At 70.3% G+C, this 23,081-nt stretch carries 21 protein-coding genes; 5 read left to right on the forward strand and 16 right to left on the reverse strand.

What is annotated here, in order from left to right; translation table 11 throughout:
- Positions 1–588: 588 nt before the first annotated feature.
- The 3 genes from rlmD to E1B00_RS03945 all read right to left on the reverse strand — a co-directional run bounded on the left by rlmD (position 589) and on the right by E1B00_RS03945 (position 4,669).
- The gene (gene rlmD / locus E1B00_RS03935; RefSeq protein ID WP_139445908.1) at positions 589–1,908 is read right to left on the reverse strand and encodes a 23S rRNA (uracil(1939)-C(5))-methyltransferase RlmD; all 1,320 of its coding nucleotides are present in this window, start codon (positions 1,906–1,908) and stop codon (positions 589–591) included.
- A 95-nt stretch (positions 1,909–2,003) separates the two neighbouring features.
- Positions 2,004–2,618: a YdbL family probable chaperone protein gene (locus E1B00_RS03940; RefSeq protein WP_139445910.1), complete on the reverse strand. Its 615-nt coding sequence runs from the start codon at positions 2,616–2,618 to the stop codon at positions 2,004–2,006.
- A 20-nt stretch (positions 2,619–2,638) separates the two neighbouring features.
- Positions 2,639–4,669 carry a hypothetical protein gene (locus tag E1B00_RS03945; RefSeq protein WP_139445912.1) on the reverse strand — a complete coding sequence of 677 codons (2,031 nt, stop codon included), beginning with the start codon at positions 4,667–4,669 and terminating at the stop codon, positions 2,639–2,641.
- Positions 4,670–4,716: 47 nt separating this feature from the next.
- Between E1B00_RS03945 and E1B00_RS03950 the strand changes: the two genes are divergently transcribed.
- Positions 4,717–5,376 (forward strand): response regulator, encoded by a 660-nt coding sequence (locus E1B00_RS03950; RefSeq protein ID WP_139445914.1) that lies wholly within the window; start codon positions 4,717–4,719, stop codon positions 5,374–5,376.
- On the opposite strand, the gene recO is transcribed toward E1B00_RS03950, so the two are convergent.
- From recO to rpoE, 11 genes are all read right to left on the reverse strand, one after another.
- Positions 5,365–6,099, reverse strand: a complete 735-nt coding sequence (gene recO / locus E1B00_RS03955) for a DNA repair protein RecO (RefSeq protein ID WP_139445916.1) — start codon at positions 6,097–6,099, stop codon at positions 5,365–5,367. The two genes, E1B00_RS03950 and recO, sit on opposite strands and share 12 nt — an antisense overlap.
- Before the next feature lie 3 nt (positions 6,100–6,102).
- Entirely contained in the window at positions 6,103–7,014 is a 912-nt protein-coding gene (era, locus tag E1B00_RS03960) for a GTPase Era (protein WP_139445919.1), read from the reverse strand.
- On the reverse strand, positions 7,011–7,688 hold the full coding sequence (gene rnc / locus E1B00_RS03965; protein ID WP_139447686.1) for a ribonuclease III: 678 nt from the start codon (positions 7,686–7,688) through the stop codon (positions 7,011–7,013). The genes era and rnc overlap by 4 nt, the downstream gene beginning before the upstream one ends.
- Positions 7,660–8,043, reverse strand: coding sequence for a DUF4845 domain-containing protein (locus tag E1B00_RS03970; RefSeq protein WP_139445921.1), 384 nt, complete (start codon positions 8,041–8,043; stop codon positions 7,660–7,662). The genes rnc and E1B00_RS03970 overlap by 29 nt, the downstream gene beginning before the upstream one ends.
- 23 nt (positions 8,044–8,066) lie before the next feature.
- On the reverse strand, positions 8,067–8,879 hold the full coding sequence (gene lepB, locus E1B00_RS03975) for a signal peptidase I (protein ID WP_425456469.1): 813 nt from the start codon (positions 8,877–8,879) through the stop codon (positions 8,067–8,069).
- Between the two features lie 34 nt (positions 8,880–8,913).
- Entirely contained in the window at positions 8,914–10,707 is a 1,794-nt protein-coding gene (lepA, locus tag E1B00_RS03980; RefSeq protein ID WP_139445924.1) for a translation elongation factor 4, read from the reverse strand.
- Positions 10,708–10,834: 127 nt separating this feature from the next.
- Positions 10,835–12,304 (reverse strand): DegQ family serine endoprotease, encoded by a 1,470-nt coding sequence (locus E1B00_RS03985; RefSeq protein ID WP_139445926.1) that lies wholly within the window; start codon positions 12,302–12,304, stop codon positions 10,835–10,837.
- The gene (locus E1B00_RS03990) at positions 12,301–12,753 is read right to left on the reverse strand and encodes a SoxR reducing system RseC family protein (protein WP_176693112.1); all 453 of its coding nucleotides are present in this window, start codon (positions 12,751–12,753) and stop codon (positions 12,301–12,303) included. The genes E1B00_RS03985 and E1B00_RS03990 overlap by 4 nt, the downstream gene beginning before the upstream one ends.
- The gene (locus tag E1B00_RS03995; RefSeq protein WP_176693113.1) at positions 12,746–13,669 is read right to left on the reverse strand and encodes a MucB/RseB C-terminal domain-containing protein; all 924 of its coding nucleotides are present in this window, start codon (positions 13,667–13,669) and stop codon (positions 12,746–12,748) included. The genes E1B00_RS03990 and E1B00_RS03995 overlap by 8 nt, the downstream gene beginning before the upstream one ends.
- Positions 13,666–14,289, reverse strand: coding sequence for a sigma-E factor negative regulatory protein (locus E1B00_RS04000; protein WP_139445932.1), 624 nt, complete (start codon positions 14,287–14,289; stop codon positions 13,666–13,668). Before E1B00_RS04000 ends, E1B00_RS03995 begins: the two co-directional genes overlap by 4 nt.
- Positions 14,286–14,879, reverse strand: a complete 594-nt coding sequence (gene rpoE, locus E1B00_RS04005) for an RNA polymerase sigma factor RpoE (RefSeq protein WP_139445934.1) — start codon at positions 14,877–14,879, stop codon at positions 14,286–14,288. The genes E1B00_RS04000 and rpoE overlap by 4 nt, the downstream gene beginning before the upstream one ends.
- Before the next feature lie 161 nt (positions 14,880–15,040).
- Here rpoE and E1B00_RS04010 point away from each other — a divergent pair, with 161 nt between their 5' ends.
- Positions 15,041–17,071, forward strand: a complete 2,031-nt coding sequence (locus tag E1B00_RS04010; protein ID WP_425456438.1) for a 3-hydroxyacyl-CoA dehydrogenase NAD-binding domain-containing protein — start codon at positions 15,041–15,043, stop codon at positions 17,069–17,071.
- On the forward strand, positions 17,071–17,550 hold the full coding sequence (locus tag E1B00_RS04015) for a hypothetical protein (RefSeq protein WP_139445938.1): 480 nt from the start codon (positions 17,071–17,073) through the stop codon (positions 17,548–17,550). Before E1B00_RS04010 ends, E1B00_RS04015 begins: the two co-directional genes overlap by 1 nt.
- On the opposite strand, the gene E1B00_RS04020 is transcribed toward E1B00_RS04015, so the two are convergent.
- Positions 17,547–19,001 carry a transglycosylase SLT domain-containing protein gene (locus E1B00_RS04020; protein WP_246048461.1) on the reverse strand — a complete coding sequence of 485 codons (1,455 nt, stop codon included), beginning with the start codon at positions 18,999–19,001 and terminating at the stop codon, positions 17,547–17,549. The genes E1B00_RS04015 and E1B00_RS04020 overlap by 4 nt on opposite strands.
- A 126-nt stretch (positions 19,002–19,127) precedes the next feature.
- On the opposite strand from E1B00_RS04020, the gene E1B00_RS04025 reads away from it, so the two are divergent.
- Positions 19,128–20,630 carry a helicase HerA-like domain-containing protein gene (locus E1B00_RS04025; protein WP_139445941.1) on the forward strand — a complete coding sequence of 501 codons (1,503 nt, stop codon included), beginning with the start codon at positions 19,128–19,130 and terminating at the stop codon, positions 20,628–20,630.
- Positions 20,631–20,684: 54 nt separating this feature from the next.
- Positions 20,685–21,185 (forward strand): transcription elongation factor GreB, encoded by a 501-nt coding sequence (gene greB / locus E1B00_RS04030; protein WP_139445943.1) that lies wholly within the window; start codon positions 20,685–20,687, stop codon positions 21,183–21,185.
- 10 nt (positions 21,186–21,195) lie between these two features.
- On the opposite strand, the gene E1B00_RS04035 is transcribed toward greB, so the two are convergent.
- Entirely contained in the window at positions 21,196–23,076 is a 1,881-nt protein-coding gene (locus tag E1B00_RS04035) for an ABC transporter ATP-binding protein (RefSeq protein ID WP_139445945.1), read from the reverse strand.
- Positions 23,077–23,081: the final 5 nt, after the last annotated feature.

Here is a 23,081-nt window from a genome sequence, read left to right on the forward strand (position 1 = left end):
GCGCCTTGGGCGCAAGTAGGTCACTTGCTCGTTTCCGGTTGACCTGGAGTGCGCCGCCGCAGACAGGAGGGGGCCCCTGCCCGCTCGGGCGTAAGCGGCATCCTGCCCAACTCACTCGCGGCCGTTGCGGGCATCCTGCCCTCCACTTCAGGCACCCCCTCCTGTCTGCGTCGTCGCCACGAAACGGTGTCGCGGGCCGACGGGACAAGCGCGCGCCCCCAGTAGGCACGGAAGCTCGCAGAGGGGGGCGGAATCTGGGTCACCGGCAGACATGATCGAGCCGCAAGTCAGTGGCGTAATGCCGGAAGCCTCGTCCAAGCGAGCTTCTCGAGTTCGACAACCCGGCCCAGGACGGTCCGCAGGCCGTCGTGCGTGAGGGCTCTTTCCGGGGCTTCGAAAACATGGACTTTTTCGAAGAGCCTCCATGGATGGATTCACGGCGTCCCCGGAAAGAGCCCTCACGTACGGCGGCCTATCGCCAAGAACTAGCCCGGCTCCGCAAGTGAGCCCAACGCGGCCTATCGCCAAGTACGATCCCGGCTCCGCAACTGAGCCCAACGCGGCCTGTCGCCACGAACGAACCCGGCGCTATTTCTCGAACAGCGCGATCGACTCCACGTGCGCCGTCTGCGGGAACATGTCCATCGCCCCCGCGGCCTTGAGCGTGTAGCCGCGCTCGCGCACCAGGAACCCGGCGTCGCGCGCCAGCGAACCGGGATGGCAGGACACGTAGACGATGCGGCGGATGCCCTTGAGCGGCAGCTGCGCCAGCACCTCGGCGGCACCGGCGCGCGGCGGATCGAGCAGCAGCTTGTCGAAACCGGCCTTCATCCACGGTTCCCCGGAAAGATCCTTGGCCAGGTCGGCGGCGTGGAACTCGACGTTGGCGAGCCCGTTCTTCGCCGCGTTCGCGCGCGCCCGCGCGACCAGTCCCGCCTCGCCCTCGACGCCAACCACGGTGCCGGCCCTGCGCGCCAGCGGAAGGGTGAAATTGCCGAGGCCGCAGAACAGGTCCAGCACACGATCGCCCGGCTGCGGGTCGAGCAGGTCCAGGGCGCTGGCGATCATCTTGTCGTTGAGGCCGGCATTGACCTGGATGAAGTCCAACGGCCGGAAGTCCAGGCTCAGGCCGTAGCCGGGGATGGCGAAGGACAGCGGCACCTGTTCCGGCCACAGCGCGTGCACGGTGTCGACGCCGCCGGGCTGCAGGAACACCGCGAAACCGGTGTCGCGGGCGAAGGCGCGCAGGCGCTCGAGATCGGCGGCGCTGAGCGCCTCGAGGTGGCGGAACACCAGGGCGATGGCCTCGTCGCCGGCGATGAATTCGATCTGCGGCAGGGTGCGCTTGCCATCCAGCGACTCGACCAGGGCGGCGATCTGCGGGATGCGCTGGCCGATCGCCGGAACCACGGTGTGGCAGACCGAAAGATCGGCGACGAAGCGCGGGTTGGTCTCGCGGAAACCGACGACCGTCTTGTCCTTCTTCTCGACAAAACGCACCGAGAAGCGGCCCTTGCGTCGGTAGCCCCAGGCGGCGTCCACCAGCGGCGGCAGGATGCGGTCGGCTTCGACATGGCCGATGCGCTGCAGATTGTCGGTCAGCACGCGCTGCTTGGCGGCGATCTGGCGCGATTCTTCCAGGTGCTGGATCACGCAGCCGGCGCAGGTGCCGAAATGCGGGCAGCGCGGCTCGACGCGGTCGGGCGAGGCGACCAGCACCTCGAGCGTGCGCGCCTCGTCGAAGTGGCGGTTGCGGCCGGTCTGTTCGACCCGCACGGTTTCGCCCGGCAGCGCGCCGGACACGAACACGGCCTTGCCCTCGCGCCGGCCGACGCCGCGGCCGTCGTGGCTGAGGTCGTCGATGCTGATTTCGAACACCTGGTGCAGCTTGGAGCGGGATCGGGCCACGGGGGAGACCAAAAGAAACGGGGCGCGGATTGTCGCAAATCCGCGCCCCGCCTGCCTTCGTTCCGCGCCTCCCGGGCCTGGGGAGCGCGCGGGAGCTACTTCTGCTTCCAGCTGCCGTCGGTGGCCTGGTACCACCAGCCGGCACGCGCGCTGGCGACCCACTGCTTGGCGAAGGTCTCGCGGATCTGGGCTTCCCATTCCGGGTGGTTGTTGGCCACGGCGATCTCGCGGTAGACGGCGTCGCGGTCGCGGTTCTCCTCCGCCACCAGCTGGGTCACCGCCACGCGGTCCTTCAGGCCGACCTTGGTGGCGTCGCGCAGGACCACGCGGCCGTCCTTGCCAAAGCCCAGCGCGCCGCTGTCGAAGTGCGCCTGCAGGCTGGCCTGGAAACGCGCCGCCATGCGGTCCTGGATCGCCTGGATGGCCGGGGTGCGGATGGTGATGTCGGCCGCCTGGGCGTGCGCGGAGCTGATGAACAGCGACATGAAGTCGAAGCCCGGTTCGCGCGCCGGGGCCTGCCAGGCCTGCGGGTTTTCGCCGGCCGGCTTGACCGCCTCGGCCTCGTCGCCCAGCACCTTCTCGACGAACTCCTCGGCCGCTTCCTGGGCCTCGGCGGCGGGGAAATAGACGTTGATGGTGACGCAGGCGCCGAGCGCGAGCACGCCGGCCACCAGCAGGGACGAGAACAGGTACGGCTTCCGCTTGCCCATGACGCTCTCCTTGGAGGAACTCATTGAATGACCGGGGCCTGGCCCGCCGTGGCCGCCTCGAGGCGGTCCACCAGCGTGGGCCAGTCCACGCGCCGCCGGAAACCGACCACCTGGATGCGCGGCAGGCCCGACCCTTCGACGATGGTATAGCCATCGCCGGCTGAACTGACACCTTCCATCGCGCAGACGTTGTCGCGCAGGCGGCAGCCCAGCCCGATCCGGGCGTAGCCGAAGTCGTCGAAGAGCTTGAGCACCTGGGTCTGCAGGCCGGCGACCAGGCCGGCACCGCCGACCTTGGAGATGTCCTCGACCGCGCGCTGGCTGATGCGCCGCTTGCCCTTCCAGGCCGGGTCGGTCAGCAGCCGGGCGTCGAAGGCCACGGGGGACCAGTCCACCATGCGCAGGTTCGCGATGCGGCCGTCGAGGCGGCCGGTGATCGCACCGAAGCCGAAGGCGGCGGTCATCGGCTCCATGTCGATGTCCTCGATGGCGATGTCGGCCGACAGCGTCGGCGCGATGCCGAACGGCCGTTCCATCACCAGCTCGGACAGCGAAACGCTGCCGCCGAACACCTGCATCGCCAGCCCGCCGTCCAGCGTCAGCACGCCGCCCTCGTAGCGCGCGGAGGGAATGCGCCCGCCCAGGCTGCCGGTGAACGGCGGCCAGCCGAGCCGCTGCGACAGGCTGCCCAGGTCCAGGTCGGTGAGCGTGGCGCCGATCTGGAAGCGCGTGCCCTTGCCGGCGCGCGGCGCCTGCCAGCGGAACTGGTCCAGGCGCGCCTGACCCTCGAGCATCGCCAGGGCCGCCGGCTCGCGCAGCCGCAGCTCGCCGTCGCTGCTGTCCAAGTCGAAACGCGCCGGACCGACGCCGATGCCGTACAGCGCACCGCTCGTCCAGCGCAGCTGGCTGGCCACGGCCTGCGCGGCGCCGGTCCAGCGCAGCCCACCCTGCAGGCCGGCGAGGATGAAGCGCTGGCGTGGGTCGACCGCGTTGACGCCATCCAGGTCCAGCGCCATCGCCTGAAGTTCGCCGTCGCGCAGCTGCAGCCTGGCGTCGGCGCGGCCGCTGAGCACGAGATCGCCGAAGCCGGCCGGGGCGAGGAAGCCGCTGAGGTAACGGTCGCGGGCGACCGCGAGGTCGCCCAGCGTCAGCGCCAGGTCCAGCTGCTGGACCGAGGCCTCCGCATCGAGCCGGGCCTGGCCCTCGGCGCGCAGCACCTGGCCGTCGGTCCAGGCGAAACGCGGCAGGCGCCAGGGCGCGTCGCCGCGCCGCTCGGCCTCGACCTGGACGGTGACCGGGCTGTCGGGCAGCAGCGCGTAAAGCCCCTGGGCGAGGAACTCGCCGCCGCGCGCGTCGAAAATGGTGCTGACGCGCGCATCGGCGCCACGTTCGGTGTAATCCAGGCGCAGGCGGCCGCCCAGACCGGCGGCGGCGAGCCAGCCATCCGGGGTTTCGAGACCCAGGCCCGACAACCGCAGGTCGGTCGTTACCTGGAAAGGACCGTCAGCCGGGGCGGCGACGTCGATCTGGCCCGACAGCTGGCCCTGGGTCCACTGGCCCTCGGCCCAGAGCGAGGCCAGATAGGCCTGCAGCCAGGCGATCGGAATCTGTTCGACCCGGATGCGCGAAAGGTCGGGGGCGGCTGCGAGGTTGCGGTAGGAAATCCGCTGCCTGCCGAGCGCGAGATCCGCGGCGGTTTCCGCCGGAGAAATCGCCAGCGACAGCGAGCCGGGCGCCCGCGCGCCGCGCACCGCCAGGGGTCCGGCGCAGGCCCATTCGCCGGTCGGGGCGCGACGCAGCGGACAGCTCCAGGCGATGTCGCGGGCGCGATAGGAAAGCAGCGGAAAATCCAGGCTCGCCGCGCGCAGCTCGAGCTGCCCTTCGCTGGCGCCTTCGGCCCATGCCAGTCGGACCTCCACCTGCTCCAGCGTACCGACGCCGCTGCGCACCGCATCGACTTCCGCCCGAAGCACGGCCGCGGGCAAGGGGCCCGCCGCGATCAGCAGCAGGGCCCAGAGAAGCGTCTTGCCCAGCGTGTCAGGTCGCCGCATGCTGCCAGCATAGTGTTTTTGCCCGCTGGTATTGAACGGGAGCCGCGATGAACCCGCGCCTGCTGCTGCTCGAGGATGATGCCGTCAGCGCCGCCTTCCTGTGCGAAGCGCTGGCGGGCCTGCCGGCGCAGGTCGACCACGCCCCGGACCTGGACAGCGCGCGCCGTCTGGCCGGCCCCGAGCACGCGGCATGGCTGTTCGATGCCCGCCTGCCCGACGGCCATGCCAGCGACCTGCTCGTGGAGCTGCGCGCCCGCGGACTGCAGGCTCCCGCCCTGGCCCTGACCGCCGAGCACGACCCGCGCGCGCTGCGCCGCCTCGAGGCCTGCGGCTTCCAGCAGGCCCTGGCCAAGCCGGTGTCGGCGACCGCGCTGCTGGCCGCGGTGCGGCGCGCGGTCTCGATGTCGGTCGACGCCTGGGACGACGAGGCCGCGCGGCGGGCGCTCGGCGGCGACGATGCATCGGTGCAGGCGCTGCGCGCCCTGTTCCTTCGCGAACTGCCGGGCCAGCTTGGTCTGCTGCGCGACGCCTGCCGCCGCGGAGACACGGCGATCGCGCAGGAGCATCTGCACCGGCTCAAGGCCAGTTGCGGTTTTGTCGGCGCCGGCCGGCTGCTGGCCGAGGTGCGCGCGCTGTCGGCGCAACCCGAGGACGGCGCCACGCTGGACCGGCTGCAGGCACGCGCCGCGGAGCTGTTAGTCCGCTGAGCGGCCCTCTTCGCTGCCGCGGATGCGCGCCAGTTCCGAAAGCATCCCCCAGGACTTGAGCCGCTGCGGGCCCAGGTGGCTCGACAGCACGCCGCGCAGCGCGCCGCGCAGTTCGGCCAGCTGCACGGACGGCGGCAGGCGGTCCTCGGCCAGGGCCAGCAGGGCCGCGCCGCTGGTCGAACTCGGGTCGTGGCCGCGGTCGCGCACCGGCCCCAGCTCCGGATCCAGGCGGTAGCGCGCCGCCGGGTCCAGCCGTTCGCCGTCCTCGGTCTGGTCGAGCGCAAGGCCGTAGCCCAGCGCCTCCAGCAGGTCGCGTTCGAAGCGGCGAAGCGTCCAGGCCAGAGGCTGCGCGCCGGCCAGTTCGGCACGCACCTCGCCGTAGCGTTCGTAAAGCACCGGCGCCGGATCCTGGCGCGGCAGCAGGCGCAGCAGCAGCTCGTTGAGGTAGAAGGCCGCCATCAGGTGGTCGCCCTGCAGCAGCGGCGCGGCGTCCAGGGCTTCGGCCTGGACCAGGCGTCCGAGTTCGCCGCGCGGCAGGAAGTCCAGACGCAGGTGCTGCAGCGGCTGCAGTGCGGCCCGCAGCGGATGCCGCTTGGCGCCCTGCACGCCGCGGGCGACCACGGCGATGCGGCCGTGGTCGCGGCTGAGCAGCTCGACGATCAGGCTGGTCTCGCGCCAGGGCCGCGCGTGCAGCACGTAGGCCGGCTGACCCTCGACGCGCATGGCTCAGTCCGAATAACCAAAGCGGCGCAGCGCGGCTTCGTCGTCGGACCAGCCTTCGCGCACGCGGCACCACGTCTCCAGAAAGACCTTGCGGCCGAACAGCTTCTCCATGCCGATCCTCGCGCCGGTGCTGATCGCCTTCAGGCGCTCGCCGCCCTTGCCGATCACGATCGGCTTCTGTCCCTCGCGCTCGACCCAGACCACGGCAGCGATGCGCAGCATCTCGCCGTCGAGCTCGTACTTCTCGATCTCGACCGTGGTCGAGTACGGCAGCTCCTCGCCCAGGCGCAGCATCAGCTGCTCGCGCACCAGTTCGCCGGCCAGGAAACGTTCGCTGCGGTCGGTGATTTCGTCCTCGGCGTAATGCGGCTCGGATTCGGGCATCAGGAAGATCAGGTTCTTGACCAGGGCTTCCAGGCCCTTGGACTTCATCGCCGACACCGGGTGCACGAAGGCGAATTCGCGCTCATGGGTGATCTCGGAGATGAAGGGAAGCAGCGCCGTCTTGTCCTTGACCTTGTCGACCTTGTTCACCACCAGCACCACCGGCACGCCGGACGCACGCAGGGCCGAATAGGCCAGGCCGTCTTCTTCGGTCCAGCGGCCGGCCTCGATCACCAGCACGGCGGCGTCCACGCCCTCGACGGCGCCTCGGGCGGCGCGGTTCATCATGCGGTTCATCGCCCGCTTCTGCTCGCGGTGGATGCCTGGCGTGTCGACCAGCAGCAGCTGCCCCTCTGGGAAAGTGGCGATGCCCAGCAGGCGGTGGCGGGTGGTCTGCGGCCGCGGCGAGACGATGCTGACCTTGGCGCCCACCAGGGCGTTGACCAGGGTGGACTTGCCCACGTTCGGGCGGCCCAGCACGGCGACGTTGCCGGCGCGGAAGGGCTGGCCGGTGTCGGTTTCGGTGTTCACTTCTTCTCCAGTTTCAGCAGCAGCCGTTCGGCCGCCAGCTGCTCGGCCGCGCGCAGCGAAGCGCCCTCGGCCTGTTCGGTGAGCGCGGGCTCTGTGGTGTCGCAGCGGACCAGGAACACGCGGGCATGGTCGTCGCCCCGGGTCTCGACCAGCTGATAGCTCGGCCGCGGCAGCTGGCGGCCCTGCAGCCACTCTTGCAGCCGGGTCTTGGGATCCTTCTCGGCCCTGCCGGTCGGCAGGTCGTCGATGAGGGGCTCGAACCAGGGCAGCACAACTTCGCGGCAGGTCTCGAAGCCGGCATCCAGATGGATGGCGCCCACCAGGGCCTCGAAGGCGTCGGCCAGGATCGAGTCGCGCCGGTGGCCGCCACTCTTGAGTTCGCCGGGGCCCAGTTCCAGCCGGTCGCCCAGTTCAAGCCGGCGGGCCAGCTCGGCCAGGGCGGATTCGCGCACCAGGCTGGCGCGGGCGCGGGTCAACGTGCCTTCGTCGGCCTTGGGCCAGCGGGCGTGAAGCGCTTCGGCGACGACCAGGTTCACCAGGGCGTCGCCCAGGAATTCCAGGCGCTCGTTGTGAGGCACCCCGGCGCTGCGGTGCCTCAGGGCCTGCTGCAGCAGTTCGGGGGATCGGAAGCGGTGTCCGATCCGATCAGCCACCCGAAGCGGTGCCGTTGAGATCCACGCTGTGGTCAAACTTCGCCACCACGTCCAGGTTGCCGAACAAGGGCTTGCGCACTTCGTAGACGACGTTGAGCTGGGCGGAACGGCCGGTGCGCACGATCTTCATGTGGGTGCGCGATTCCACCGACTCGATGTACGCGATGTTGAAGCGGCGATCCATCTCGCTCTGCATCTGCGCCGGCGGGATCGACGCCGAATTCGGCTGCGCCGCGTATTCGGCCATCACGCCCTTGAGGTTGTAGTACTCGCTGTAGATCGGGAACAGCTTCATGGCGACCAGCGCGAAGAAACCCACGACCACCAGCACGATGACGAAACTCATCAGGGTGATGCCTTTCTGATTGCGTGCCATGCCCCTTCCCCTTGGATGAACGTTCAGCGGATGGTATCGCCAATCCGGGTGTAGTCAAACGCCCCGCTGCAGAACCAGCCCTCGCAGTTGAGCCAGACCAGGAAGGCCTTGCCGACCAGGTTCTGCTCCGGCACGGTGCCCCAGAAACGGCTGTCGAGGCTCCGGTCCCGGTTGTCGCCCATGACGAAATAGTGCCCCTCCGGCACCTCCCACTCGCCTTCGGCGCGCTGGTCGCCGAACGGGTCGGCCTCCAGGCTCCGGTGCGTGCGTCCCGGCAGCTCGACATCCAGGAGGGTCGCGCCGGTCATTTCCCGGCCCAGGCCGTTGCCGACATAGACGCCGACCGGCTCCTTGGCCACGGCCTGGCCGTTCACGTAGAGCACCTGGTCGCGGAACGCGATGCGGTCGCCCGGGAGGCCAACGACGCGCTTGATGTAGTCGGCGCCCTTCTGCGGGTCCGACGCGCCGAAGCCCGGGTACCGGAACACCACCACGTCGCCGCGCTGCGGCTGGCCCAGGGGCACGACCTTGGTGTTGAGCACCGGCAGGCGCAGGCCGTAGGCGAACTTGTTGACCAGGATGAAGTCGCCCACCAGCAGGGTCGGCATCATCGAGCTCGACGGGATCCGGAACGGTTCGGCCAGGAAGCTGCGCAGCACCAGCACCAGGAAGATGATCGGGAACAGCGAACGGGCGTAGTCGACCAGGACCGGCTCGGCCAGCTCCTCGCCCTCGGCCTGCATCAGCCGGCGCTTGCGCGCGAACAGCAGGCGGTCGACGAGCCAGACGAACCCGGTGAGGGCCGCCAGCACGGTCAGGATCAGGGCAAGATCGATTTTCACTCGTCGGTATCCTCGCGGCGGGGGCCGCTTACTTGTTGTCCACCTGGAGCACGGCGAGGAAGGCTTCCTGCGGGATGTCCACCCGGCCGACCTGCTTCATGCGCTTCTTGCCTTCCTTCTGCTTCTCCAGGAGCTTCTTCTTTCGCGTCGCGTCGCCGCCATAACACTTGGCCAGCACGTTCTTGCGCATGGCCTTGACGGTCGAGCGCGCGATGATCTGCGAGCCGATCGCGGCTTGGATCGCCACATCGAACATCTGGCGGGGGATAAGTTCCCGCATCTTCTCGCAGATGTCGCGACCGCGGCGGTCGGCGTGGCTGCGGTGAACGATCGACGAGAGCGCGTCGACCTTGTCGCCGTTGATCAGGGTGTCGATCAGCACGAAGGGGCCAGCTTCGAAACGCTCGAAGTGGTAGTCGAGCGAGGCGTAGCCGCGGGACACCGACTTGAGCTTGTCGAAGAAGTCCAGCACCACTTCGGCCATGGGCAGTTCGTAGCTGATCTGCACCTGCGAGGCCATGTAGGTGATCGACACCTGGCGGCCGCGCTTCTCCTCGCACAACTTGATCACGTTGCCGACGTAGTCCGGCGGCGTGAGGATGTTGGCGCGGATGATCGGCTCGCGGATCTCGGAGATCTTGGTCACCGGCGGCAGTTTGGCCGGGTTGTCCAGCGGCATCGTGCTGCCGTCGTTGAGCAGGATCTCGTAGACGACGGTCGGCGCGGTGGTGATGAGGTTGAGGTCGTACTCGCGCTCCAGTCGTTCCTGCACGATCTCCATGTGCAGCATGCCCAGGAAGCCGCAGCGGAAGCCGAAGCCCATGGCCTCGGAGCTTTCGGGCTCGAAGCGCAGCGCGGCGTCGTTGAGCTTGAGCTTCTCCAGCGCCTCGCGCAGCGCCGGATAGTCCTCGGCGTCGACCGGGAACAGTCCGGCGAACACGCGCGGCTGCATTTCCTGGAAGCCCGGCAGCGGACCCGGGGCCGGGTCGTTGGCCAGTGTCAGCGTGTCGCCGACCGGCGCGCCGTGCACGTCCTTGATCGAGGCGTTGATCCAGCCCACCTCGCCAGCGCCGAGCTTGGCCAGCTCCTTGCGCTTGGGCGTGAACACGCCGACCTTGTCCACCAGGTGGGTGCGGCCGGTCGACATCACCAGCATCTTGTCGCCGGGTTTGAGCTCGCCCTGCATCACGCGCACCAGCGAGACCACGCCCAGGTAGTTGTCGAACCAGGAGTCGATGATCAGGGCCTGCAGCTTGTCGCTGCCGCGGTCCTTCGGCGGCGGAATGCGTTGGACGATGGCCTCGAGCACGTCGCCGACGTTGAGGCCGGTCTTGGCGCTGATCGCGACGGCGTCCTCGGCGTCGATGCCGATCACGGCCTCGATCTCCTTCTTCACCTTCTCGATGTCGGCCGTGGGCAGGTCGATCTTGTTGAGGATCGGCACCACTTCCAGGCCCTGCTCGACCGCGGTGTAGCAGTTGGCGACCGACTGCGCCTCGACGCCCTGTGCGGCGTCCACCACCAGCAGGGCGCCCTCGCAGGCCGCCAGCGACCGCGAGACCTCGTAGCTGAAGTCGACGTGGCCCGGGGTGTCGATGAAATTGAGCTGGTAGGTCTTGCCGTCCTTGGCCGTGTACGGCAGCGACACCGACTGCGCCTTGATGGTGATGCCGCGCTCGCGCTCGATCGGGTTGGAGTCCAGCACCTGGGCCTCCATCTCGCGGGCCTGGAGGCCGCCGCAGAGCTGGATGATGCGATCGGCCAGCGTGGACTTGCCGTGGTCCACGTGGGCGATGATGGAAAAATTGCGGATGAGCTGCATGCGTGGGCGGGCTTGGGGCCGGATCCTGGGCGTAAACGCGGCATTATCGCACAGCACCCCGGGGCCGGCCCGCCCGAGGCGGACCGGACCGGGGCATGCGGCACCCGGACGCGGCTTGCCTGCCCCGTCAGCGCACCTGGAACGTGATGAAGCCGGTGCTGCGCGCATTGCGCACCAGCAGCCGGACCTCGTCGCCGGACTTGAGGTTCTTCACGGCGGCCTCGAACGCGGCGGCCGACCCGACCGGTGCCTTGTTGACCTGCAGGATCACGTCGCCGGGCACCACGCCCGCGCGCCGCGCCGCCAGCCCGGCAACCCGGGCGACCAGGACGCCCTCGCCCGCCTTCAGGCCCAGGGCCGAACGCGCGGCCGCATCCAGCTCCTCGACCGCCAGGCCCAGGATGTTGCCTCCCGCGGGTTCGACCGCCGGCGCCGCGGCCGGATCGGCCGGCGTCGCCGCGGCGTCCAGGGCCGACAGGGTCACCACCACGTCCAGCGGCTTGCCGTCGCGCAGCAGTCCGAGGCTGGCCCGGCTGCCCGGCGGCATCGCGCCGACCATCGGCGGCAGCTCGGCGGACCGGGCGATCTCGCGACCGTTGAACCGGGTGATCACATCGCCGGGGCGGATGCCGGCCTTCGAGGCCGCGCTGCCGTTCTCGACCGAATCGACGAAGGCGCCGACCGGACGGTCCAGGCCGAGTTCGGCGGCGTTCTCGCGGGTCACGTCCTGGATGCGCACGCCGAGCTGGCCGCGCACCACCTTGCCGGTGTCGCGCAGCTGGCGCACCGCATTCATGGCCACCTCGATGGGAATCGCGAAGCTCACGCCCATGTAGCCGCCGGAGTTGGAGAAGATCTGCGAGTTGATACCGACCACCTCGCCGCGCACGTTCAGCAGCGGGCCGCCGGAGTTGCCGCGGTTGATCGCCACGTCGGTCTGGATGAAGGGCACGTACTGCTGGCTCGGGTCCAGCGAACGGCGGCCGACGCCGCTGACGATGCCGGCGGTGACCGAGTGGTCGAAGCCGAAGGGCGAACCGATCGCCAGCACCCACTGGCCGGGTTTGAGGCTGCGCGAATCGCCGATGCGCAGCACCGGCAGGCCCACGCCCTTGACCTTGAGCAGGGCGACATCGGACAGCGGGTCGCTGCCGACCAGCTCGGCCTTGAGCTCGTTGCGGTCGCTCAGGCGCACGACGATCTCGCTCGCCCCGTCCACCACATGGTGGTTGGTGAGCACGTAACCGTCGGCCGAGATGATGAAGCCGGTGCCCTGTGAGACGCCGCTGCGCGGGCGCGGCGCCGGCATGCCCGGCTGCTGCTCGAAGAAGCGCTTGAAGAATTCGGGCATGTCCTCGGGCAGGTCCTCCTGCCCGCGCGGCTGCGGCCCGGACGCCACCTCGCGCTCCTCGCCACCGCCGATCGTGGCCTCGATGTTGACCACGGCCGGGCCGGCCCGCTCCACCAGCCGGGTGAAGTCCGGGAGATCGACGATCGGCTCGCCCTCGGGCGCGGCCGCGGGGGCCTGGGCCTGGGCCACCACCGGCACCATCAGGGCAAGGAACAGGGCGAAGAAATGGCGGAACATCCGACTCATGGGGTTTCACTCGGGGTCAGGGGTGAAGGGGTATCCGCACCTTCCGCCGCGAGGCGGGGTTCGGGCAAGCGGCGTTTGGAAAATCGCACGGCCGCGAAAGTTCCCAGCAGCAGGCCGCACAGCGTCGACAGGTCCGCATGGCGGCCCAGCGCGGCACCCAGTGCCGCGCCCAGGCCGGCGCCTGCGACCAGGCCCAGCCAGGCCACGCCATAGCCGCGCCAGGCGGCGCGCCGCAGGTCCGCTTCGTCCAGCTGCAGCCGCAGCTGCTGGCCTGCGGCATAGTCGCCGGCGTCCGGCGTCACCAGCCGGAACACCTGGTCGCCGTCGCCGGCGAAGAGGTTGCATCGCCCGCCACAGCCGCCGACGCAGCCCTCGCAGGCGCTGCCAAGCAGCCGGAGCTGCAGCTCGTCCCCGGCCACCGAAAGCACCTGCGCACGCCGCTCAGCCATCGCCGTCCACGGCCCGCAGGGTGCGGGCGAAGCGGTCCACGGTCGCCGCGGGGACCTTGCCGATCGCCAGCACGTGCCAGCCATCGAGCCAGTACGAGCGGGCATTGACGGCGCCGCGCTGGCTGGCCCGGCTGCCGCGCAGGCCCGCTTCCGCCTTCTCGACGTAGACCGACACGCTGGCCAGGCCGTCGCTGTAGAGCAGGTGCACGCCCCCGGCGCGGTAGCGCGCGGCGCGCAGCTCGAAGCCTTCCGGCGGCGCCGGCACTTGCCAGGCGGGAGCGGCGCCCCCCGCCGAAACCAGCGTTTCGACCCGGCTCAGCCCGCCCTCTGCCGAAGGCCGCAGTTCGGCGTCGCTCGGGCGCACGCCCAGCTCAAGCTCGGTGAAGGCGACCTGCTCGACGGCATGACCTTGCCCGTCGAGCAGATCCACCCGCAGCGGCAGGCCGCTCTCGCGATCGATCCAGAGCCGGTAGCCATAGCGCCAGCCGTCGGTCGCGGCGATGTCGACCACCTGCGCCTTGCGTCCCGCCACCCGGCCTTCGCCGCCCAGGGTCGCGCGGTAGCCTGGCAGGCGCAGCGCCTGGGACAGGGCCAGGGCCGGGCTCCAGCGCCCCGCCTGGTTGAGGTCGTAGGCCACGGCCGCCTGGCCGGTGCCGATGCACATCACCTTGCCGCCGTCGCGCACCACTTCGCGCGGTGGGCCGCTGGTCGCGACCAGGCGTTCGCGCTCGTGGCCGTCGTCGTTCCGATGGAACACCCGCAGGGTCGCGAACTTGCCGCCCGCGACGTAGACCAGCGTGCCGCGGTAATCGAGCTCGCCCAGCGCCGGTGCGATGCGCGACAGCCAGGCGTCCACGTCGGCCGCATGCAGCGGACCGGCCAGCGCCAGCAGCAGTCCGAGCAGCAGTCGCCTCACCGGTCGGCCTCGTCCGGCGCCGGCTGCTCGTGCGCGACCACGTCCACATAGGGCATGAAACCGCCGAGACCGTCTTCGGCCATCAGGGCGTTGTGCCGCACCAGGTAGTCCGACATCGCCTGCTCGTCCGGCACCAGCGGCGAACGGGGCCAGGGCTTGCGCTGGCCGGTCTCGGCCAAGGGGAAATCGGCGATCGAGGGCAGCGGCTGCACCGGGGACGCCGGGGCGGCCGGCCGCGGGTCGAACGCGGCAGCGTCCGGGACCCGCGCCACCGTCTCCCCAGGCGCCAGCTCGAACGAACCGGGATCGCGCAGGCTCATGCGCGGCAGCAGCACCGCGACCAGCATCGCGGCCGCGGCCGCGGCAAACCAGGGCCAACGCCGGTGCCGCGCGGGTTCGGCGGCCACCGCGGCCGCCACCCGGTCGCACAGCGCCGCGGGCATCGTGCGCACCGGCTGCCCGCGCAGGCAGGCCGAGGCCAGCTGCCAGCGTTCCCACTGCGCACGCAGGGCCGGGTCGTTGTCCAGCCGGCGCTGCAGGAATCGGGCCTCGTCGGCCGGCAGCTCGCCGTCCATCCAGGCGCAGAGGTGTTCCAGCAGTTCGCGGTCGAGGGTGGTCATGGGCGGGCCCGTTCGTTGTCCAGCAGCGGCCGCAGCCGCTCGTCGATGGCCTCGCGGGCCCGGAAGATGCGCGATCGCACGGTGCCGATCGGGCAGGACATCAGCTGCGCGATCTCCTCGTAGCTCAGGCCGTCCACTTCGCGCAGCGTGATGGCCTGGCGCAGTTCCTCCGGCAGGCCGGCGACGGTGTCGGTCACGGCCTGTTCGATCTCCTGGCGCAGCAGCTGGTGTTCGGGCGTGTCGTGGTCGTGCAGGCGGCCCGCGCCGGCATAGTGCTCGGCGTCTTCGGCAGCGACGTCCGCGGTGGGCGGGCGGCGCTTCATGGCCACGAGATGGTTCTTGGCGGTGTTCACGGCGATCCGGTAGAGCCAGGTATAGAACTGGGCGTCGCCGCGGAAGTTCGCCAGCGCCCGGTAGGCACGGATGAAGGCTTCCTGGACGATGTCCTGGGACTCGGCATGGTCGGGCACGAAGCGGTACACCACGGCGCCGATCCGGTGCTGGTACTTGCGCACCAGCAGGTCGAAGGCCGAGTTGTCGCCACCTTGCACACGCTTGACGAGGGCCAGGTCCAGTTCGTTCTCGCCCATCCGGGCCGCTGCTCCTGCGGCCGTCCGGGCCGCCACATGGACATCCACGACCCGGGAAAGTTCCGGTCGCCCCGTTCATCGGGCTTCACCGGCGTTGACCCCCCGGGGTCCTGCCCCGATGATACGTGCTCCCTTCCCTACCCCAACGTATGGAGCCCGCCATGTTCGACGGACTTCGCCTGGCCCATTGGCAGGTTACCCGCCGCCCCGACGGCATCCTGGTGCTCACCCTCGACCGCTCCGACCAGGGCGTGAACGCGCTCTCGCGGGCGGTGCTGGACGAGATCGAGGCGATGATCGAGCGCATCCAGCTCGAGCTGCCCAAGGGCATCGTGATCATTTCGGGCAAGGACGCCGGTTTCATTCCCGGCGCCGACATCAAGGGCTTCGAGGCGATCGCCGCCAAGGGCCAGACCGAGGACTGGATCCGCCGCGGCCAGCTGGTCTTCCAGAAGCTCGCCGAACTGCGCTGCCCCACCGTCGCGGCCATCCACGGCCACTGCATGGGCGGCGGCACCGAGATCGCGCTGGCCTGCCGCTACCGCATCGCCAGCAACGACGAGAAGACCCGCATCGGCCTGCCCGAAATCAAGCTGGGCATCTACCCGGGCTGGGGCGGCAGCGTGCGCGCACCGCGCCTGCTCGGCGCGCCGGCGGCGATGGACCTGATGCTCACCGGCCGCAGCCTGTCGGCGTCGGCGGCGCGCGCGATGGGCCTGGTGGACAAGGTCGTGGCGCGCGAAGACCTGCTGGAAGAGGCGGTCAAGCTCGCCCAGCGCGGCACGGTGCGGCCGTTCAAGCAGCGGTTCCTGGCCTGGGCCACCAACACCGGCCCGGCGCGGGCACTGCTGGCGCCGCAGATGGCCAAGCAGGTCGCCCGCAAGGCGCGCAAAGAGCACTACCCAGCGCCCTTCGCCCTGATCGAGACCTGGCGCCGCAGCGGCGGCCTGCCGGTGCACGCCGCGCTCAAGGCCGAAGCGAAGTCGGTGGTGAAGCTGGCCGGCACGCCGACCGCGCACAACCTGGTGCGCGTGTTCTTCCTGATGGACCGGCTGAAGGGCCTGGGCGGCAAGGATCACGGGATCCAGAAGGTGCACGTAGTCGGCGCCGGCGTGATGGGTGGCGACATCGCCGCCTGGTGCGCGCTGCGCGGATTCGAGGTGACCCTGCAGGACCGCGAGATGCAGTACGTACAGCCCGCGCTCGACCGCGCCAAGGCGCTGTTCGAGAAGAAGGTGAAGGACCCGGCCAAGCGCGAGGCCACGTCGGCGCGGCTCAAGGCCGACGTCGAGGGCGCGGGCGTGGCTGGCGCCGACCTGGTGATCGAGGCGATCTTCGAGAACCTCGAGGCCAAGCAGGCGCTGTTCGCCAAGGTCGAGGAAACGCTCAAGCCCGGTGCGATCCTGGTGTCCAACACCTCGTCCATCCCGCTCACCGACCTGCGCGCCGGTCGCAGGGATCCCGCGCGTTTCGCTGGCCTGCACTACTTCAACCCGGTGGCGCTGATGCCGCTGGTGGAGATCGTGCGCCACGACCAGCTCGATGCCGAAACCGAACGCCGCCTCGCCGCCTTCTGCAAGGCGATCGACAAGCTGCCGGTGCCGGTCGCGGGCACGCCCGGTTTCCTGGTCAACCGCATCCTGGCGCCCTACATGCAGGAAGCGATCATCGCGTTCTCGGAAGGCATCCCGGGCCCGGTGATCGACAAGGCGGCGCTGAAGTTCGGCATGCCCATGGGGCCGATCGAGCTGGTGGACACTGTCGGCCTCGACGTCGCCGCGAGCGTGGGCAAGATCATGGCCGACTTCCACGGCCAGGCCCTGCCGGATGCCTTCAAGGTCGAAGCCGGCAAGCGCGGCAAGAAGGACGGCCAGGGCCTGTACAAGTGGGAAAACGGCCGCGCGGTGAAACCCGAGGTGCCCAAGGACTACCAGGCGCCGGAAGACCTGGAAGACCGGCTGATCCTGCCCCTGCTCAACGAGGCGGTGTCCTGCCTGCACGACGGCGTCATCGCCGATGCCGACCTGCTCGATGCCGGCGTGATCTTCGGCACCGGTTTCGCGCCCTTCCGCGGCGGCCCGATCCAGCACATCAAGGCGGTCGGCGCCGACACGCTCAAGGCGCGGCTCGAGACCCTGACCACGCGCTACGGCGGCCGCTTCAAGCCGTGCGCCGGCTGGGATTCGCTGTGATGCGCCAGGCGCTGGCGCTGGCCTTCGCCGCGCTGTCGGCGGGCGCCGTGCTGGCCCTGGACCCCGGCCAGCCTCCGGCCCTGCCGGAACCGGCCGTGCCCGAACCGGTCGCCGCGCCCCGCGGCTGGCTGTCGGTGGCCGATCCGGGTTGCGTCGCCGGCGCCGATCACCCCGCCCGCACCGAGTGGCCGGAACAGGACCGCGCCGTGCGCTCGCTGACGATCTGGCTGAACTCGCGCGAATCGATCGCGGGCGGTCCGGTCGACGTCGACGTGCAGCCGCCGCGGATCACGGCCTGGGTCCCGGTCCATGTGGAGCCGGTGACCGAAGGCATCCCGGTGGCGACCTGCATCCGCCCGGTCGCGCTGGCGCTGAGCGTGGGCCCGATCCCGCGCGCCGACTACGAATGGAACCTGCAGCGCGGCGAACGTCCGGCGACCACCGGTCCGGCCGAGGCCGAACCCGCCCCGCAGGACTAACCCGTGCAGCCCTTGAGCTGCAGCCGCTGCCCGGCGCGGATGACATAGGGCGCGCGCAGGCCGTTGGCGCGCGCGAGCTGGTCGGGTCCGGCGCAGTCGTGGCGCCGCGCGATGCTGCTGAGCGTATCGCCCGAACGCACCCGGTAGGTGCGGGCCGCCGCCGCGCGCGCCGGCGGCGCGGACATCGACGCCACCGTAGGTTTGCTGGCGGCCATCAGCGCCACCGCCAGCTCCGCGCGCGGCCCGCTCACGCAGCTGCGCTGGTACAGCGGCGGCACCGCCACCGGCACCCGCAGCTCGGTGCCGGCCGGAATCGCGTGATGCGGCTCGTAGCGCGGATTGAGGTTGCGCAGGGCGCGGAAATAACCCTCGCGCGGGCCGCCCAGGCAGATGGCCAGCTGGTAGATCGATGCCGGGGCCTGCAGCTTGAGCACGGTCGCCGCGCCGTTTACCTGCGGGAATTCGAGGCCGTATTCCTCCGGATGCAGGAACAGCCAGGCCGCGGCCAGCACGTAGGGCACGTAGTCGCGGGTTTCCGGCGGCAGCGTGGCGTACACCGACGGGTCCCAGAAGTCCTTGTCGCCGGCGGCACGCTTGAGGCGCAGCGCACGGCCTTCGCCGCCGTTGTACGCGGCCACCGCGAATTCCAGGTCGTTGTTGAGTTCGGCGAAGCGCTCGTTGAAATAGAGCACGCTGGCGCGCGCGGCCAGCTGCGGGTCGTAGCGGGTGTCGAAACCGTCGCGCCAGCCCAGGCCGAAACGCGCGCCGGTGGCCGGCATGAACTGCATCGGGCCGGCAGCGCCGGCGCGCGACACCGCGTGCACGCGGCCGTTGGATTCCTTGGCCAGGATGCCGAACAGCAGCGCTTCCGGCAGGCCCGCCTGTTCGTACTCGGGCCACATCAGGAAGCGCATCTGCTGGTAGTTCTCCCAGCTGGTGATCAGGCTGGGGCGCATCCAGGTCAGCCATTCGGCCAGCGCGGCCTTCACCGGGCCGTTCATCTCGATCAGCTCGCGCAGGTCGCGGCCCTTGAGCATGGCGACCGAACGCCCGGCCTCGGGCATCGAGGCCAGCACCGCCGACCCCTCGCCAGCCAGCGCCGCCTGCGCCGCTTCGGCGCCGAAACCTTCGCCGCCGCCGGCCGCGACATCGGCGCCGTGCTGCAGCAGCGCATCGTAGGCGGCGACAAAACGCGCCACCTCGCAGCCGCGGGTCGCTTCGCAGCGGCGGGCGGACGCCAGCAGCTTCGCCGACGCGGCGCGCACGGCCTCGCGGCCGGGTGCGGTTTCGCCGCGGCGCATCTGCAGCAGGCCGTTGCGGTAATCGGTGGTCGCCTGGTCGAGTTCGTCGTAGAGCTTCTGGGTGTTGGCGGAGACGCGGCGGGCATCGGCCGCGCCGGGCATCAGCGCCGCGGCAAGCAGGATCGGGATCAGGAGCAGCGAGGCGCGCATGCGGGGCATTCCAGGCAGGAGGCCGGCAGACTAGCGGCCGGCGCGGTGGCGCTGCAAGCCGGCGCTTCCCAGGCGCTCGCGAGCCGCTAGAATCCCGGCATTCCCCTGCGCCGGAGCGGCCCCCTGATGAGCGACATCCTGATCGGCAAGGGCGACCTGCCCGCGCGCCTGCTGGGCAAGTACGGCAACCGCCATGGCCTGGTCGCCGGCGCCACGGGCACCGGCAAGTCGGTGACCCTGATGGTGATGGCCGAAGGATTCTCGCGCCTGGGCGTACCGGTGATCATGGCCGACGTGAAGGGCGACATCGCCGGCCTCGCCGTCGCCGGCAGCAGCAACGAGAAGATCGCCGCGCGCGTGCAGCAGATCGGCGTCGAGGGCTACGTCAACGAAGCCAGCCCGGTGGTGTTCTGGGACCTGTACGGCAAGCTCGGGCATCCGCTGCGCACGACGGTGTCGGAAGTCGGCCCGGCGCTGATGTCGCGCATGCTCGAACTCAACGACGTGCAGTCGGGCGTGATGGACATCGCCTTCAAGCTGGCCGACGACAAGGGCCTGCTGCTGCTCGACCTCGACGACCTGCGCGCCCTGCTCGGCTTCGTGGCCGAACACAAGGGCGACATCTCCAAGGAATACGGCCTGGTCAGCCCGCAGTCGGTGGCGGCGATCCAGCGCGCCCTGCTGCGCCTGGAGCAGGACGGCGGCGAGCAGTTCTTCGGCGAACCGGCGGTGCAGCTGGCCGACCTGATGCGCCAGGACATGTCGGGCCGCGGCATCATCAACCTGCTGGCGGCCGACCAGCTGATCCTGCGCCCGCGCCTGTATTCGAGCTTCCTGCTGTGGCTGCTGTCGGAGCTGTTCGAGACGCTGCCGGAAGTGGGCGACCTGGAGGTTCCCAAGCTGGTTTTCTTCTTCGACGAGGCGCACCTGCTGTTCGACGACTGCCCGCCGGCGCTGCAGCAGCGGGTGGAACAGGTCGTGCGCCTGATACGCTCCAAGGGCGTGGGCATCTACTTCTGCTCGCAGAACCCCGACGACGTGCCCGACGAGGTGCTCGGCCAGCTCGGCAACCGCGTGCAGCACGCGCTGCGCGCCTTCACCCCGCGCGACCAGAAGGCGGTGCGCACCGCCGCCGAAACCTTCGTGCAGAACCCCAAGCTCGACGTCGCCAGGGTGATCGGCGAACTGGGCGTCGGCGAAGCCCTGGTGTCGATGCTGCTGGACAAGGGCATCCCGATGCCGGTCGAACGCGCGCTGATCGCGCCGCCGCGCTGCCGCATGGGTGCGATCACGCCCGAAGAGCGTGCCGTCGTGCGCGCCCGCAGCCCGGTCGGCGGCAAGTACGACACCGCGGTGAACCGCGAGTCGGCCTTCGAGATGCTGGCCCAGCGCGCCGAACAGGCCACCGCGCCGGAGCCGCAGGCCAAGGCGCCGGCACCGGGCGCACCCGCCCCCAAGGCGACGCCGGAAACGCCGTCCAGGCTCGACGAATTCCTGTGGGGCACCAAGCGCCGCCAGGGCGCGGTGGAAGCCGCCGCGAAATCCGCCACCCGCACCGTCGCGACCGGCCTGGGCCGGCAGCTGCTGCGCGGCATCCTGGGCAGCCTGCTCGGCGGCAAGAAGCGCTGAGGCAAACCACCGGCACCGCTGGCGCCACGATACGACCCCCTGCCCCGACCCCGCATGTCACGCTGGCGCCCCCCTCCGGAACACTCCACCCCGATCATTACCCGCGCCGGTTTCGAACGCCTGCGCGCGGAGCTGGACGAGCTGTGGCGCATGCGCCGGCCCGAAGTGGTCAAGGCCCTGGCCGCCGCTGCGGCCGAAGGCGACCGCAGCGAGAACGCCGAGTACACCTACCGCAAGAAGCAGTTGGGCGAGATCGATCGCCGCGTGCGCTATCTCAGCAAGCGCCTGGAGGTCCTGAAGGTGGCGGAGGGCCGGCCCTCCGATCCCGGCGCCGTGTTCTTCGGTGCCCGCCTGGAAGTCGAGGACACCGACAGCGGCGACACCGCCCGCTACCGCATCGTCGGCCCCGACGAAACCGATGCCAGGGCCGGCGACATCAGCGTGGATTCGCCGCTGGCGCGCGCCGCGCTGAAGAAGCGCGTGGACGACGAGTTCGAGGTGGCGCTGCCGGGCGGGATGCGGCGGTTCGTCGTGGTGTCCGTGCAGTACGACTAGCGCCTGCCTTTCAGCGGTACCCGGCCGCCTGCAGCTCGAACAGCTCCGCATAGCGCCCCTGCTGGGCGAGCAGCTCCTCATGGGTGCCGACCGCCTCCACCTGGCCCTGGTCGAGCACCAGGATGCGGTCGGCCATGCGCACGCTGGAGAACCGGTGCGAGATCAGCACGGCGGTGCGGCCGTCGCTGAGCTCCTTGAAACGCTGGAACACCTCGAACTCCGAGCGCGCGTCCAGCGCGGCGGTCGGTTCGTCCAGGATCAGCAGCTGCGAATCGCGCATGTAGGCGCGCGCGATCGCAACCTTCTGCCACTCGCCGCCCGACAGGTCCACGCCATTCCTGAAACGCTTGCCGATCACCTGGTCGTAGCCCCTGGGCAGCTTCGCGATCACGTCGTCCGCCAGGCTGCGCCGGGCCGCCTCGACGATGCGGGCGCGGTCGCCGCGCGCCTCGACGCGTCCGACCGCGATGTTTTCGGCGGCGGTGAGGTGGTAGCGCACGAAGTCCTGGAAGATCACGCCGATGTTCCGGCGCAGCACGTCCAGGTCGTAGTCGCGAAGGTCGTGGCCGTCGAGCAGGATGCGGCCCTCGTCCGGGTCGTAGAGCCGCGCCAGCAGCTTCACCAGCGTGGTCTTGCCGGCACCGTTCTCGCCGACCAGGGCCAGCACTTCGCCGGCCTTGAGCGTGAAGGACAGGTGCCGCACCGCCCAGCGCTCGGCGCCGGGATAGCGGAAGCCGACGTCCTCGAACACGAAACCCTGGTGGATGACGGCCGGGAACGGCCGCGGCGACGGCGGCGAGGTGATCTCCGGCGCGATCTCGAAGAACGAGAACAGGTCGTCCAGGTACAGCGCCTGCCCCGCCACCTGCGAGAACCCGACCAGCATGCCCTCCAGCAGCTGGCGCAGGCGCCGGAAGCTGCCGGCCAGGAAGGTCAGGTCGCCGATGCTGAACTCGCCGCGCACGGTGCGCCAGGCGATGTAGGCATAGGCCACGTAATAACCGAGCGTGCCCAGCGCGGTGAGCAGGCTGCCCCAGCCGGCGCGCCGGATCGCCAGGCTGCGGTTGGCTCGGTAGAACTTCTCCGACAGTTCGCGGAAGCGCCCGATCAGGAAGGCATGCAGGCCGAAGATCTTCACTTCCTTGGCCGTCTCGACGCTGGCACCGGTCTGGCGCAGGTACTCGAGCTCGCGCCGCTCAGGCGTCCAGGAGTAGTTCAGCGTGTAGTTGAGTGCGTTGAAGTGCGCCTCTCCCAGGAAGGCCGGCACCAGGGCCACCGCCAGCAGCAGGATCAGCCAGGGGGCGTAGACGATCAGGCCGGCGGCGAAGCTGACGATGGTCACCAGGTCCTGCGCCTGCCCGAACAGCTGGCTCATCAGGGTCATGCGGCCCATGGTCTGGCGGCGGGCGCGGTCCAGGCGGTCCTGCAGCTCGCTGTCCTCGAAGTCTTCCAGGTCCAGCAGCGCGGCATGTTCCATCAGGCGCACGCTGGTCGCATTGGTGAACAGTTCCGACAGCAGCGAGTCGAACAGCGACACCAGCCGTCCCAGCACGTCCGACAGCACCGCCAGGCCGAACTCCAGCGCCAGCAGCCACAACAGCGGCTCGAGCAGGCCGCTGTCCAGCCACTGGCCGATCGTGGTGAGCCGCGCATCCAGGCCGACCAGGCGCAGCGCCTCGTCGATGATGAGCTTGCCGACGTAGAGCATCACCACCGGCAGCAGTGCGCGGACCAGGCGCAGGCCGAGCGTGGCCAGGGTCAGCGACGGACTGGTGTCCCAGATCTGGCGCAGGAACGGCCGCAGGTTCCGGAGCGCGTCGAAGCGCTCGCGCACGCTGGGGCGGCTGGATTTTGCCGGCTTCGGCGTGGTTTCGCGGCTGGCGTTCGCCATCGGTG

The organism is Arenimonas terrae (assembly GCF_006265115.1).
Classification (GTDB): Bacteria; Pseudomonadota; Gammaproteobacteria; order Xanthomonadales; family Xanthomonadaceae; genus Arenimonas; species Arenimonas terrae.

Coding starts and splice junctions, on each gene's coding strand:
- greB (WP_139445943.1), top strand. CDS start 20,685: ATGTCACGCTGGCGCCCCCCTCCGGAACACTCCACCCCGATCATTACC.
- lepA (WP_139445924.1), bottom strand. CDS start 10,707: ATGCAGCTCATCCGCAATTTTTCCATCATCGCCCACGTGGACCACGGC.
- E1B00_RS03985 (WP_139445926.1), bottom strand. CDS start 12,304: ATGAGTCGGATGTTCCGCCATTTCTTCGCCCTGTTCCTTGCCCTGATG.
- E1B00_RS03950 (WP_139445914.1), top strand. CDS start 4,717: ATGAACCCGCGCCTGCTGCTGCTCGAGGATGATGCCGTCAGCGCCGCC.
- recO (WP_139445916.1), bottom strand. CDS start 6,099: ATGCGCGTCGAGGGTCAGCCGGCCTACGTGCTGCACGCGCGGCCCTGG.
- E1B00_RS04000 (WP_139445932.1), bottom strand. CDS start 14,289: ATGACCACCCTCGACCGCGAACTGCTGGAACACCTCTGCGCCTGGATG.
- E1B00_RS04025 (WP_139445941.1), top strand. CDS start 19,128: ATGAGCGACATCCTGATCGGCAAGGGCGACCTGCCCGCGCGCCTGCTG.
- E1B00_RS04020 (WP_246048461.1), bottom strand. CDS start 19,001: ATGCGCGCCTCGCTGCTCCTGATCCCGATCCTGCTTGCCGCGGCGCTG.
- E1B00_RS04010 (WP_425456438.1), top strand. CDS start 15,041: ATGTTCGACGGACTTCGCCTGGCCCATTGGCAGGTTACCCGCCGCCCC.
- E1B00_RS03940 (WP_139445910.1), bottom strand. CDS start 2,618: ATGGGCAAGCGGAAGCCGTACCTGTTCTCGTCCCTGCTGGTGGCCGGC.
- E1B00_RS04035 (WP_139445945.1), bottom strand. CDS start 23,076: ATGGCGAACGCCAGCCGCGAAACCACGCCGAAGCCGGCAAAATCCAGC.
- E1B00_RS03945 (WP_139445912.1), bottom strand. CDS start 4,669: ATGCGGCGACCTGACACGCTGGGCAAGACGCTTCTCTGGGCCCTGCTG.
- rpoE (WP_139445934.1), bottom strand. CDS start 14,879: ATGGGCGAGAACGAACTGGACCTGGCCCTCGTCAAGCGTGTGCAAGGT.
- E1B00_RS03970 (WP_139445921.1), bottom strand. CDS start 8,043: ATGGCACGCAATCAGAAAGGCATCACCCTGATGAGTTTCGTCATCGTG.
- E1B00_RS03990 (WP_176693112.1), bottom strand. CDS start 12,753: ATGGCTGAGCGGCGTGCGCAGGTGCTTTCGGTGGCCGGGGACGAGCTG.
- E1B00_RS04015 (WP_139445938.1), top strand. CDS start 17,071: ATGCGCCAGGCGCTGGCGCTGGCCTTCGCCGCGCTGTCGGCGGGCGCC.